This window comes from Actinoplanes sp. SE50/110, from assembly GCF_900119315.1.
GTDB lineage: Bacteria > Actinomycetota > Actinomycetes > Mycobacteriales > Micromonosporaceae > Actinoplanes.
Map to the genome: position 1 here is coordinate 7000001 of NZ_LT827010.1, position 12038 is coordinate 7012038.

Annotated in this window: 14 protein-coding genes (1 of these 14 cut by a window edge); 3 read left to right on the forward strand and 11 right to left on the reverse strand. The window is 72.8% G+C overall.

Translation table 11 applies throughout. From position 1 onward, the window contains the following. Together ACSP50_RS31300 and ACSP50_RS31305 are read left to right on the forward strand one after the other, a co-directional pair. Window positions 1-459 carry the 3' portion of a polyphosphate kinase 2 family protein gene (locus ACSP50_RS31300; RefSeq protein ID WP_014693313.1) on the forward strand. 294 nt of this gene lie to the left of the window's left edge, so the window shows 459 of its 753 coding nt (coding positions 295-753); its start codon lies off the left edge, out of view; its stop codon occupies window positions 457-459. Between the two features lie 31 nt (window positions 460-490). Beyond that, on the forward strand, window positions 491-994 hold the full coding sequence (locus ACSP50_RS31305) for a hypothetical protein (protein WP_014693314.1): 504 nt from the start codon (window positions 491-493) through the stop codon (window positions 992-994). Between the two features lie 33 nt (window positions 995-1027). Here the strand turns inward: ACSP50_RS31305 and ptsP are convergent, their stop codons facing one another. The 9 genes from ptsP to ACSP50_RS31350 form a co-directional block, all read right to left on the reverse strand. Next, on the reverse strand, window positions 1028-2617 hold the full coding sequence (gene ptsP, locus ACSP50_RS31310; protein ID WP_014693315.1) for a phosphoenolpyruvate--protein phosphotransferase: 1590 nt from the start codon (window positions 2615-2617) through the stop codon (window positions 1028-1030). After that, window positions 2610-2885 (reverse strand): HPr family phosphocarrier protein, encoded by a 276-nt coding sequence (locus ACSP50_RS31315; RefSeq protein ID WP_014693316.1) that lies wholly within the window; start codon window positions 2883-2885, stop codon window positions 2610-2612. Before ACSP50_RS31315 ends, ptsP begins: the two co-directional genes overlap by 8 nt. Before the next feature lie 8 nt (window positions 2886-2893). Next, window positions 2894-3925, reverse strand: a complete 1032-nt coding sequence (locus tag ACSP50_RS31320) for a zinc-dependent dehydrogenase (protein WP_014693317.1) — start codon at window positions 3923-3925, stop codon at window positions 2894-2896. Continuing rightward, entirely contained in the window at window positions 3922-4365 is a 444-nt protein-coding gene (locus tag ACSP50_RS31325) for a PTS sugar transporter subunit IIA (RefSeq protein WP_014693318.1), read from the reverse strand. The genes ACSP50_RS31320 and ACSP50_RS31325 overlap by 4 nt, the downstream gene beginning before the upstream one ends. Beyond that, window positions 4358-4666 carry a PTS lactose transporter subunit IIB gene (locus ACSP50_RS31330; protein ID WP_014693319.1) on the reverse strand — a complete coding sequence of 103 codons (309 nt, stop codon included), beginning with the start codon at window positions 4664-4666 and terminating at the stop codon, window positions 4358-4360. The genes ACSP50_RS31325 and ACSP50_RS31330 overlap by 8 nt, the downstream gene beginning before the upstream one ends. Window positions 4667-4685: 19 nt before the next feature. After that, window positions 4686-5798, reverse strand: coding sequence for a PTS mannitol transporter subunit IICB (locus ACSP50_RS31335; protein ID WP_014693320.1), 1113 nt, complete (start codon window positions 5796-5798; stop codon window positions 4686-4688). A gap of 249 nt (window positions 5799-6047) precedes the next feature. Continuing rightward, on the reverse strand, window positions 6048-6989 hold the full coding sequence (locus ACSP50_RS31340) for a 1-phosphofructokinase family hexose kinase (RefSeq protein ID WP_014693321.1): 942 nt from the start codon (window positions 6987-6989) through the stop codon (window positions 6048-6050). After that, window positions 6986-7747, reverse strand: a complete 762-nt coding sequence (locus tag ACSP50_RS31345; RefSeq protein WP_014693322.1) for a DeoR/GlpR family DNA-binding transcription regulator — start codon at window positions 7745-7747, stop codon at window positions 6986-6988. The genes ACSP50_RS31340 and ACSP50_RS31345 overlap by 4 nt, the downstream gene beginning before the upstream one ends. A 560-nt stretch (window positions 7748-8307) precedes the next feature. After that, window positions 8308-9213: a LysR family transcriptional regulator gene (locus ACSP50_RS31350; RefSeq protein ID WP_014693323.1), complete on the reverse strand. Its 906-nt coding sequence runs from the start codon at window positions 9211-9213 to the stop codon at window positions 8308-8310. A 72-nt stretch (window positions 9214-9285) separates the two neighbouring features. On the opposite strand from ACSP50_RS31350, the gene ACSP50_RS31355 reads away from it, so the two are divergent. Beyond that, the gene (locus ACSP50_RS31355; RefSeq protein ID WP_014693324.1) at window positions 9286-10668 is read left to right on the forward strand and encodes an MFS transporter; all 1383 of its coding nucleotides are present in this window, start codon (window positions 9286-9288) and stop codon (window positions 10666-10668) included. 106 nt (window positions 10669-10774) lie between these two features. Here the strand turns inward: ACSP50_RS31355 and ACSP50_RS31360 are convergent, their stop codons facing one another. Both ACSP50_RS31360 and ACSP50_RS31365 read right to left on the reverse strand, forming a co-directional pair. Continuing rightward, complete coding sequence (locus ACSP50_RS31360; RefSeq protein WP_014693325.1) at window positions 10775-11434, reverse strand: nucleoside monophosphate kinase; 660 nt, start codon at window positions 11432-11434, stop codon at window positions 10775-10777. A gap of 20 nt (window positions 11435-11454) precedes the next feature. Then, the gene (locus ACSP50_RS31365; protein WP_099343913.1) at window positions 11455-12030 is read right to left on the reverse strand and encodes a hypothetical protein; all 576 of its coding nucleotides are present in this window, start codon (window positions 12028-12030) and stop codon (window positions 11455-11457) included. Window positions 12031-12038: the final 8 nt, after the last annotated feature.

Sequence of the window (12038 nt, forward strand, 5' to 3'; positions counted from 1 at the left end):
TTCTGGACCGTGCTGCCCGGGTCCGGCGGGATGACCGTGCTGGACCGTTCCTGGTACGGGCGGGTGCTGGTCGAACGGGTCGAGGGGTTCGCCACCGGGGAGCAGTGGCAGCGGGCGTACGACGAGATCAACGAGTTCGAGCGCACGCTGACCGCCGAGGGCATGATCCTGATCAAGTTCTGGATGCACGTCTCGGACAGAGAGCAGCTGGACCGGTTCCAGGATCGGGCCGGTGACCCGCTGCGGGCCTGGAAGCTCACCGACGAGGACTGGCGCAACCGGGAGAAGCGGGACGCCTACGCGGAGGCGATCGAGGAGATGCTGGAACGCACCGACCGGCCGAAGGCGCGCTGGCACGTGATTCCGGGTGACGACAAGCAGTACGCGCGCTTCGCCGTGGTGGAGCGGGTGTGTCACGTGGTGGAGAAGCGGCTCGCCAAGCTAGGGCGGTTATCCTGATTCGCCCACTTATGCCCGATATTCTGGAGGCATGAGCAAGTATCTGATCAGCGCTGCCGCCGTGGTGCTGGGGCTGGCCGGCACCGCCGGGGCAGCCCTCGCGACCGAGCCGGCGCCGACCACCACAGCCGCACCCGCGGCGACCCGGGCGACGGCGCCGCAGACCGCCGTCACGACGAAGCAGGCGGTCGCGGTCGTCGTCGTCCGCACCGGCGGCGGCCACGGCGGCCAGTCCGTGTTCACCCTGGTCGGCGCGGCCAACCGGGAGGAGGCCGAGGTGCTGCACCTGGCCTCCACGCCGGAGTTCCAGGCCCTGCGGCCGAGGTACGCGCCGGCGCACCCGGCGAGCGGCCGGTACACGTACCGGATCGAGGCGGGCTACCGCGACAAGACCAAGAAGCGGGTGCTCGTCGTGGAGGGCACGCCGGGCACGCCGAAGGTCGCACTCGACGTGATCCGGATGATGGTCGACGTGCCCGCCCCCGACCTGTCCCACCTGCCGGTCCAGTTCCCGCCCGGCTTCCCGTTCAACTGACGACCGGGGGGCGGCCGCCCGGCCGTCCCCGTCTCACCCGGCCTTCTCCGCCAGGGCACGGCATGCGGCGTACGTGTGATTCGCCAGCGCCGCGCGCACCGCGGGAAGCGCCCGCGGCGACATCGACAGGCTGGTCATGCCCAGGCCCACCAGCACCGGCGCGAGCCGCGGATCGGCCGCCGCCTCGCCGCACACGCCGACCGGTTTCCCGGTCGCCCGCCCGGCCTCCCCGCACATCCCGATCAGCTGCAGCAGTGCCGGCTGCCACGGGTCGAGCAGCTCGGCCAGGTCGCCGCACATCCGGTCGGCGGCGAACGTGTACTGGCTCAGGTCGTTCGTCCCGATACTCAGGAAGTCGACCACCCGCAGCAGGTCGGCGGCGCGCAGCGCGGCGGCCGGCACCTCGATCATCACGCCCGCTTTCGGCAGCCCGGCCGCGTGCACGGCGGCCGCGAACCCGGTCGCCTCGGCCACCGTGGACACCATCGGGGCCATCACCCACACGTCCGCCCCGGTGTCGGCGGCGGCCGCGGCGATCGCAGCGAGCTGGGTGGTCAGCACCTGTGGGCGCTGCCGGGCGACGCGCAGGCCGCGGATCCCGAGCGCCGGGTTCGGCTCGCCGTCCTGGTGCAGGAACGGCAACGGCTTGTCGGCGCCGGCGTCCAGGGTGCGGATCACCACGCGCCGCCCGGCCATCCCGCGGAAGACGTCGCGGTACGCGGTCACCTGCTCGTCCATCGTGGGCTCCGCGGTGCGGTCGAGGAAGAGCAGCTCGGTGCGGAACAGCCCGATCCCCTCGGCGTGCGCCTCCCCGGCGGCGGCCAGGTCCTTCGCCGATCCCACGTTCGCCAGCAGTGTCACCGCGTGCCCGTCCGAGGTGGCCCCCGGGCCGCTCAGCATCGATTTCTCCGCGTTTCCGGGCGCGAATCGGACGTCGAAGTCGCCGGTCGTCACGCGCCCGGTCCCGCCGTCCACCTCCACCACACTGTTCCCGGGCAGGTCGAGCACCCCCCGGCACGCCACCACCGCGGGCAGCCCCAGCGCCCGGGCCAGGATCGCCGTATGACTGGTCGGCCCGCCGACCTCGGTCACCAGCGCCAGCACCTGCGACGGATCGAGATCCGCGGTGTCCGCCGGCGCCAGGTCCCGCGCCGCCAGCACGAACGGATGCCCCGGCTGCGGCACCCCCGGCATCGGCAGCCCGAGCAGCACCGCCACCGCCCGGTTCCGCAGGTCCTCCAGGTCCGCGACCCGTTCCGCGAGATAGCCGCCCGCCTCGGCGAACATCTCGCGGAACGTCGCGAACGCGGCGTGGATCGCGTGCGGCGCGTCGGCCCCGCCCTCGATCCGGTCCCGGACGGCGTCGCGCAACTCCTCGTCGTCCGCCATGGCCGCCTCGGCGCGGAGCACGTCGGCCACGGTGGCCTCGGTGGCGCGGTCCGCTCGCCGGGTCAGGTCCGCGACGACTTCGGCGATGGCGGCGTACGCGGCAATCGTCTCGGCCCGGGGATCGGCGACCGCAACCGGTGCGGGAAGCGCCGGCGCCGTGGCGATGCGCAGCAGCGGCCCGGCGGCGACGCCGGGGCAGACGCCGATCCCGGTGAGCACCGTCACCTCAGGCATCGTCCGCGTCCAGGTCTTTCGCCAGCAGTGCGGCGAGCGTGTCGAGGGCCTGCTCGGCGCCGTCCCCGTCGGCTTCCAGGGTCACCTCGGTGCCCCGCCGGGCACCGAGCGCCAGGACCGACAGCATGCTTCTCGCCGGCACCGGCTTGCGCTCACCGACCCGGATGGTGACGCTGACCGGCGCCGCCGCGGCCGCCGCCACGAAGATCTTGGCGGGCCGGGCGTGCAGTCCGCTGGCGGAACCGACCGCGACCGTACGTGTGGGCATGACGCCTCCTAGGGCTCGATGGTGACCTTGATGGCTTCGCCGCGCTCGACGATGCCGAACGCGTCGATCGCGCCGTCCAGTGGCAGCCGGTGGGTGATCAGGTCGGCGACCGGGACCGCGCCGGAGGCGAGGAGTTCCAGGGCCTGCCGGTTGTGCGCCGGGCTGGACCCGTTGGCGCCCACGATGGTCAGCTCGCGGTAGTGCACCAGGTTCGAGTCGCAGGTGATGGTCGGCTTGTCCTTGGGCAGCCCGCCGAAGAAGCTGATCCGGCCCTGCCGGGCGGCCATCTGGATGCCCTGCTCCTGCGCCGTGCCGGAGGCCGCGGCCGTGATGATCACGTCGGCGCCGCGCCCGCCGGTGAGCCCGAGGATCGCCTCGACCGGGTCGACCTCGGCGGCGCAGATCGCGGCGTCCGGCTTGACCAGGTTCGCGGCCATGTCCAGCCGCTGGCGGCTGAGCTCGACCAGGAACACCCGGGCGGCGCCGTGGGCCCGGGCCAGCCGTACGTGCAGGCAGCCGATCGGGCCGGAACCGATCACCACGACGTCGTCACCGTCGCCGACCCGGGCCAGGTTCTGCGCGTTCAGGGCGCAGGCGAGCGGCTCGGCCACCGACGCCTCGGCGAACGTGACGCCGTCCGGGATCCGGTTCAGGCCGTCGACCTTGAGGACCTCCTGCGGCACCACCATGAACTGCGCGAAGCCGCCCTCGAAGTGGTAGCCCATCGACACCTGGTTCGGGCAGATGGTCATCCGGCCGCGCCGGCAGTCCGGGCACTCGCCGCACGGGATGGCCGCGATCACCTGGACCCGGTCGCCCGGCACCCAGTCACCCGTACCCTGCACCACCTCTCCGGCGATCTCATGACCCATCACCCGCGGCGGGTGGATGTGGTGATGCCCGAACTTGGCGATCTTCACGTCGGTGCCGCAGGTGGAACAGTTCCGGACCCGGATCTTCACCTCGCCCGGCCCGGCCTGCGGCTCGGGGACATCCTCGAAACGGACGTCGCCGGGAGCGTGGAATCGTACGACCTTCACTCAGACTCCTCCTTGATCGAAGCGAGCAGCCGGATCACCGTGTCCGGGTCGGTGGCGTCCCGCAGGTCGCGGGCCCGGTCCTCGTCGAGCAGGATCTCGGCGAGGGCGGCGAGCAGCTCGACGTGCCCGTCCCCCTTGGCGGCGATGCCGACGCACAGGGTGACCGGCTCGCCGTCCCAGTCGACCGGCTCCGGGAACCGCAGCACCGCCAGCGCGTCCCGGTGGACCAGGTTCTTGCCGTCGAGGGTGCCGTGCGGGATGGCGACGCCGGCACCGACGTACGTGGAGATCGACCGCTCCCGGGCCAGCATCGTGTCGACGTAGCCCGGGTCGGCGGCGCCGATCTCGACCAGCGCCCGGCCGGTGCGGCGGACCGCGTCGTCGCGGTCCGCCGCCGTCTCGGCCAGCCGGATCGCCCGGCGGTCCAGCAGCTCAGACATGGAGATCGGTGCCCTGCTGGATGGCCTTGACCACCTTGGTGACCGCCGGGTCGCCGAGGAAGATCTGGAACGGCACGATCGGTTTGCCGGGGGCGATGGACCGGGCCCGCGCGGCCAGGCCGCTGTGGCAGACGACCAGGTCGGCGTCGGCCGGGATGGAGTTGACCGGGGTGTGCTCGACCGTCACGCCGGTCTTGCCGAGCTGTTTGCGCAGCGTGCTGGCGAGCATGACGCTGCTGCCCATGCCGGCGTCGCAGGCGACGACCAGCTTGTGGATGTCCTTGCCGTTGATGGTGGCCACGGGTGGCTCTCCGTTCTGGTCAGGCTTGCTGAGGGGCGACTTCCGCCGGCGCGGGTTCGGCTTGCTCGTCGAGCTCCTGGTCGGACTTCAGCCTGCCGAAGCCGAGCAGCGCGGACGCCACCGCGAAGGTCACCGCCGCGGCGATCGTCACGCCGAGGATCATTCCGAGATAGCCACTCTTGGCGGTCACCGCGAAGTAGGCGAAGATGCTGCCCGGCGCCGGCGTCGCCACCGTCCCGGTCCCGGTGATCATGAAGGTCGCCACCCCGGACATCCCACCGGCGATCATCGCGAGGATCAGGCGGGGCTTCATCAGCACGTACGGGAAGTAGATCTCGTGGATCCCGCCGAGGAAGTGGATGATCATCGCGGCCGGCGCGCTGGGCCGCAGCGACTTCGGGCCGAAGAACAGATACGCGGTGAGCAGCCCGAGCCCCGGCCCGGGGTTCGACTCGATCATGAACAGGATCGACTTGCCGTGCTCCTGCACCTGCTGCACGCCGAGCGGGCCGAACACCCCGTGGTTGATCGCGTTGTTCAGGAACAGCACCTTGGCCGGCTCGACGAGGATCGAGGCGAGCGGCATCAGGCTGTGCGCGAGCAGCCAGTCGACGGCGTTCCCGGCCGCCTTGGTCAGCCCGTCGACGACCGGGCCGATCGCCAGCTTGCCGAGGATCGCGAAGCCCGCGCCGATGATGCCGGCCGAGAAGTTGTCGACGAGCATCTCGAAGCCGGGCCTGATCCGGCCCTCGATGGCGCCGTCGAAGAGCCGGAGCACGTACGCGGTGAGCGGGGCGATGATCATCGCGCCGAGGAACATCGGCACGTCCGCGCCGACCACCACACCGAAGGTGGCGATCGCGCCGACCACCGCGCCGCGCTGGCCGTGCACCAGGCGGCCGCCGGTGTAACCGATCAGGACCGGCAGCAGATACTTGATCATCGGGTCGACGAGCTGCGCCAGGTTCGCGTTCGGGATCCAGCCGACCGGGATGAACAGGGCGGTGATCAGGCCCCAGGCGATCAGGGCGCCGATGTTCGGCATCACCATGCCGGCCAGGTGGCCGCCGAGTTTCTGCACCGCGGCACGGAAACCACCGCCGGTGACCTCGGGGGTGTACGTAGAGGCCATGAGATCTCCATTCCTTGACTGGGCTCGTGCCAGTCCCCCGCATTTCAGACTTTTTAGATTCTTTTCGGGTAGCGGTGAGCGACGGCCTCACGGCCGCTGACGATGACGGTCAATGCGATTGCGGCGGTACGTCGATGGGTCCCCCGCCGCGCTCAACGGGCCGCCCCTGGTGCCACTTCTGCCGCGGCCACCGGGCCGCTCGCTGCTTGTCGGCGCCGGGCGGCCCCGGCCGGAGCCGCGTCGTGCCGCTCAGTCCCGGCCGAGGGGCCGGGCCGGGTCCGGATCGTGGTCGATGTGGATGGTGGAACGGTCCAGGTCGCGCGGTCCCGGCATCCGGCTGCCCGGCAGGCTGACCGCCGCCGCACCCCAGGCCAGGCCCTCGATCAGCGCGTCCGCCCCCCGTGCGCCGGCTGCCAGGAAACCGGCCAGCAGGGCGTCCCCGGCGCCGACCGTGCTGCGCGGCACACCGGCCGGGGACCGGCCGGCCAGCACACCGGACTCCTCGACCAGCACCGCACCGTCCGCGCCGAGGCTGGCCAGCACCGCGCCGGCGCCCGCCTTGCGCAGCCGCTCGCAGGCCTCCAGCACGTCACCGAACGTCGCCAGTTCGGTGCCGGCCGCCTCGGCCAGCTCCTCCCGGTTCGGTTTCACCAGGGCCGCGCCGGCGGTCACCCCGGCCCGCAGCCCCGGGCCGCTGGAATCGACGGCCAGCCGCACCCCGGCCGCCACCAGCCGCTCGCAGAGCGCCTGGAAGTCGGCCACCGACGGCCCGGGCGGCAGGCTGCCGCAGATCACCACCCAGCCGGCCGACCGGGCGGCGGTCAGCACCGCATCGCTGACCTGCCCGAACTCGGCCGCCGACAGGGTCGGGCCGGCCTCGTTCACCTTGGTGACCGTGCCGTCCGGCTCGGCCAGCGTGATGTTGGAACGGGTCCGCCCGACGATCGGGACGGCCACCAGGTCCACCCCCTCGCCTCGCAGAAGGTCGACCAGTTGCTCCCCCTCCGCGCCCCCGGTCGGCACCACCGCGGTCGACCGGACGCCGTTGGCCAGCAGCGCGCGTGACACGTTGACCCCCTTGCCGCCCGGGTCGATGTGCGAATCCACCGCCCGCAACACCTCACCGCGGAGCAGGGCATCGACCTCCAGCGCCCGGTCGACGCTCGGATTCAGGGTGACGGTGAGGATCATGCCCGCACCATCCGCACACCGGCCGCCTCGACCTCGGCGGCCAGCTCGTGGTCCAGGCCACTGTCGGTGATCAGCAGGTCCAGGTCGGCGAGGCCGCCGAAACGGGCCAGATAGTCGTTGCCGATCTTGGTGTGGTCGGCGAGCAGCACCACCCGGCGCGCCGCGGCGATCATCGCCCGCTTGACCGCCGCCTCGGCCGGGTCGGGGGTGGTCATGCCGCGTTCGACGGTGCAGCCGTTGGTGCCCATGAAGGCGACGTCGACATACATCTCGGACAGCGGCCGCAGCGCCCAGTCGTCCACGGTGGCCAGTGTCTTGCCGCGCACCCGGCCGCCGAGCAGCAGCACCGACAGGTTCGGCTTGACACCGAGCATGGCGGCCAGCACCGGCGAGTTGACCACCACGGTCAGCTCCCGGTCGGCGGGCAGCAGCTGGGCCAGCCGGGCGGTGGTCGTCCCGGCGTCCAGGATGATGGCACCGTCCTGCGGCACCTCGGCCAGCGCGGCCTTGGCGATCCGCTCCTTCTCACTGATCAGCACGGCGTCCCGGGTGGCCAGCGCGGGCTCGAAGCCGAGCCGCTCCACCGGGATCGCCCCGCCGTGCACCCGGCGCAGCACCCCGGCCCGCTCCAGCACGGTCAGGTCCCGCCGGATGGTCTCCGCGGTGACCGCGAAGCTGTCCGCCAGCGTCACCACGTCGACCCGCCCCTCGGCCCGGGCGCGCCGCACGATCTCCTGCTGGCGTTCCTCCGCGTACATCCGTGCACCGCCCTGTCGATTTGGCTTTGTCTTTGTTTACGCCCGCTTATGCCTGAGCACAAGATGTCAAAGAGATTTCGGTCTCCTTGCCGGCAAAGTTCTGCTCCGCATTCTCCGCATAATTGGCACACCACACGGTCCCGGCGTAAGCCTCAGAAGAACCATCGATGCCCGCTTGTGTGGTTTTCGACCGCCACCCTCGCCGCACGCGGACAGACCGACCGGAGCCGGCGCGGCGCAGCGCAGCGCGGCCAGCGAGGGGCGGGCCGACGCGCCACGCGCAGGCGCGGCGCCTGCGCGTGGGGCGCCGCCGCATGACAAGGGGGGCGCCGTGAGGCGAGCCGTGCCGACGCGCGGCGCGGTAGGACCGGACGGGGCGCCCAGGCCGAGCGTGCCGGCGCGGCGCAAGTCGAGGCGGGCCGACGCGCAACGGGCGGGCGCGGCGCTGATGGCCTGCGACGCTGATGACCGGCGGCGCTGATGACCGGCGGCGCTGGTGGCGCGCGGAGTCAGGGTGCGGTGTGGGGTGGCGGGGCCGCGGCCGGGTCCGGGGCGTCGGCTCAGGTGGCGGCGAGGCTGGCGATGGTTTCGCGGACGCGGGCCCGGAGCCAGGCGTGGGTGCCGTCGGCGGTGTAGCGCTGGTGCCAGGCCATGGCGATCTCCTTGGGCGGGAGCGGGATCGGGGGGTCGACGGCGATCAGGCCGAGCGCGTCGATGGCGGGGCGGCCGAGGCGGGCGGGCATCAGGCCGACCAGGTCGGTGCGGGCGACGACGATCAGGGCGGCGCCGAAGGTGGGGACGGCCAGCGCCACCCGGCGGGTCAGGCCGTGTTCGGCCAGGGCTTCGTCGATCGGGCCGGTGAGTCTGCCGCGACGGGAGGCGCTGACGTGGACCGCCTCGGCGTAGCGGCGCGGGGTCAGCGGGCCGCGCAGCAGCGGGTGGCCGGCCCGGACGACCGCGGTCATCCGGTCGGTGAACAGCGGTTCGACGGTGATCTCCGGTGGGGCGTCGTCGACCACGCCGATGTCCAGGTCGGCCCGGCCGTCGCGGAGCTGCACGGTGCCGTCCGACGCCGGGTCCTCGCCGAGGAACCGCAGGGTGACGCCAGCAGCCAGGCTCTGAACCCGGGCCAGCAGTTCGGGGCCGAGGGCGGTGGCCACGTCGTCGGCGAGCACGGTGAAGACCCGCTGCAGGGTGGCCGGATCGGGCGGGCCGGGCGGAGTGAAGACCGCCTGGGCGCGCTCGACCAGGGCGCGCACCTCGGTGCGCAGTTCGACGGCGCGTGGGGTGAGGACCATCCGGCGGCCGGAGCGGACCAGGATCGGGTCGCCGATCGCGGCGCGGATCCGGCCCAGGGCACGGCTGGTGGCGGGCTCGGACAGGTGCAGGCGCCGGGCCGCGCCACCGACGCTGCCCTCCTCCAGCAGGGCGTCCAGGGCGGTCAGAAGATTCAGATCCAGATTCATTGCGTACGACGCAATCTTTCCTTGTGAAGCATGCATTTGACGTTAGATACGGTCGATCTTAGCGTCGTTTCCATGAGACGTGAGAGATTCACCCTGGTCCTCATGTGCGCGACCGTGCTGGCCCTGCAGGCCCTGGTCGCGGGCATCAACCTGGCCATCCCGCGGCTCGCCGCGAGCAGCCTGCACCCGGGCCCGGGCGATCTGGTCTGGATCGTCGACGCGTATGTGCTGGCCTTCGCCGGCCTGCTGATCCCGGCCGGCGCGCTCGGCGACCGGCTGGGTCGCAAGGGCGTGCTGCTCGCCGGGCTGGTCCTGTTCGGCGTCGCCAACCTGATCAGCGCGTCGGCGCAGGACGTCGCGGTGCTGCAGGCCGGCCGGGCGCTCGGCGGGGTCGCCGCGGCGCTGGCCCAGCCGGCCACCCTGGCCCTGCTGCTGCACGCCACCCGGCCGGAACGCCGGCCGCACGCGATCGCCCTGTGGACCGCCTGCATGGGACTGGGCGGGATGGCCGGCAACCTGATCGCCGGCGTGGTCCTGCAGTATTCCGGCTGGCCGGTCCTGTTCCTGGTCTTCGTCCCGGTGGCCGCGCTGCTGACGGCCGGCGTCGCGGTGTGCGTCCCGCGGGCGCCGCGGCACGACGCGTCGATCGACCCGCTGGGCACGGCGCTGCTCACCGGCGGTCTCTTCGCCTGGCTGTACGGCATCGTCGAGGGGCCGGAGCGGGGCTGGGCCGACACCGTGGTGCTGTCCTCGTTCGCCGCCGGGGCGCTGACGCTGGCCGCGTTCACCGGGTACGCGCTGCGGGCCGCGCGGCCGCTGATCGACCCGCGGGTCTTCCGGGTCCGCACGGTCCGGGCCGGCGCGTTCGGGGTCGGCGCGACCTTCTTCGCGCTGTTCGGCCTCTTCTACGTCAACGCGCAGTTCCTGCAGGACGTGAAGGGGTACTCGCCGCTGCTGACCGGGCTGGCGATCGGGCCGCTGGCGATCGGCATGGGCGTCGTGTCCCGGCGGGCGGTCCCGCTCACCCAGCGCTACGGGCCGCGGCCGATGATCGCGATCGGGCTCGGTGCGATCGTGGCCGGGCTCCTGCTGCTCTCCACCGTGGACGCGGCGACGGCGTACCCGGTCTACGCCGGATATCTGTTGCTGATGGCGGCCGGCATGGGACTGTGCGCGCCGGCGCTGACCGGCGGGATCCTGGCCGGGCTGCCGGCGGCGAACGCCGGGCTCGGCTCCGGGCTGAACTCGGCGGCCCGGGAGGTCGGCGCGGCGCTCGGGGTGGCGCTGATCGGCACGGTCCTCGCCGAGCACCACGCGCTGCGGTCCCCGGCCGACCTGGTGAGCGGCCTGACCGTCGGCTACCGGATCCTGGCCGCGATCCTGGCCGCCGCCGCGGTGATCGTGGTCCGCACCTGGCCGGCCCCGGCACACCGCGCGGAGCCCGTCGCCGCGTGAGCGTGCCGCCCGGCCGGTGAAGCCGGCCGGCGGCGCTGAGGACGGCTCGGCTCACGGCGTACACCGTCGGCAGTCGCGGCCCGGGGAGGCCACGGACCGCAAGCGGTCAGCGGTCCGGTTGCGGGATGTGCGGCGGCAGGCCGAGGGTCTTGCGGATCGCGTTCTGCACCTCGTCGACCGGCGGCCGGCCGTCGACGTCGTGGACCACCTCCTTACGCTGGAAGAGCTCCAGCACCGGGCGGGTCTTCTCGTGGTAGTCGCGCAGCCGCGCCTCGAGCGCCTCGGGCGTGTCGTCGGCCCGGGTGACCAGCTCGTGACCGCAGATGTCGCAGCGGCCCTCCTGCTCGGGGCGGTCGGCGATCAGGTTGTAGTCCATCCCGCAGTTCGGGCACAGGCGGCGGCTGAGCACCCGGCGGCGCACCTCGTCGTCGGGCAGCTCCAGGTGGATCACCGCGTCCAGGTCGTAGCTCTCCATGAAGAACTCGGCCTGGGGGCCGTTGCGGGGGAAGCCGTCGATGACGAACCCGTAGTTCCAGTCGTGCTGGTGCAGGCGGTCGCGGACCACCGACTCGACCAGGTCGTCGCCGACCAGCTCGCCGGCCGCCATGATCCGCTTGACCTGGGCACCCATCTTGGTGTGGTTGCGCACGTGCCAGCGGAAGATGTCGCCCACGCTGATGTGGACCAGGTCCAGGTCGCGGGCGAGCAGCTGGCCCTGGGTGCCCTTGCCGCTGCCCTGCACGCCCATGATCACGTACTTGCGCATGTGGTCGGCCTCCGTCTCGTTCAGGCCGCCGCGCCGATCCGCAGGGGGCCGGGGGCGGGACCGGTCAGCGTGGTCGGGTCGATGCTCCAGGCTCCGGCCACCCGGAACACGTCGCGCTCGGCGACCAGCACGGTGGTCTCCTCCGGGACGAACTCGCCGGGCAGACCGGCCTCCCGCTCGGCCGGGCCCGGCTCGCCGAACCACGAGGTGACCTCGCCGGTCTGCCCGACGTAGCCGAACGCACGCAGGAGATCACCCTTCCCGGCCCGCTGCCATCGATGCGACTCGGTTACCCGGTGGGTGGCGAAGTACTGCACCTCGGTGCCGAGAGTGGCGGAGATCGCCACCACGTCCGGGGCGGAGGTCATCAGATGGTGGCCGGCGACCAGGGTCCACCGGCTGTCCCGGGCGCCGGGCAGCGGCGGGGTCGCCGCCACCCGGTCGCCGGTCAGATGGGCCAGATCGAGGCCGTCACGCCAGCGGATCGGGCCGAGATCGCGCAGCCCGAGGGCGGCCAGTACGGCTTCGGGCTCGGAGTCGCGCACCGCCAGCCACGCCTGTTTGCCGCCGAAACCGGTCATGACGTCCGTATCCATGCCGCAAC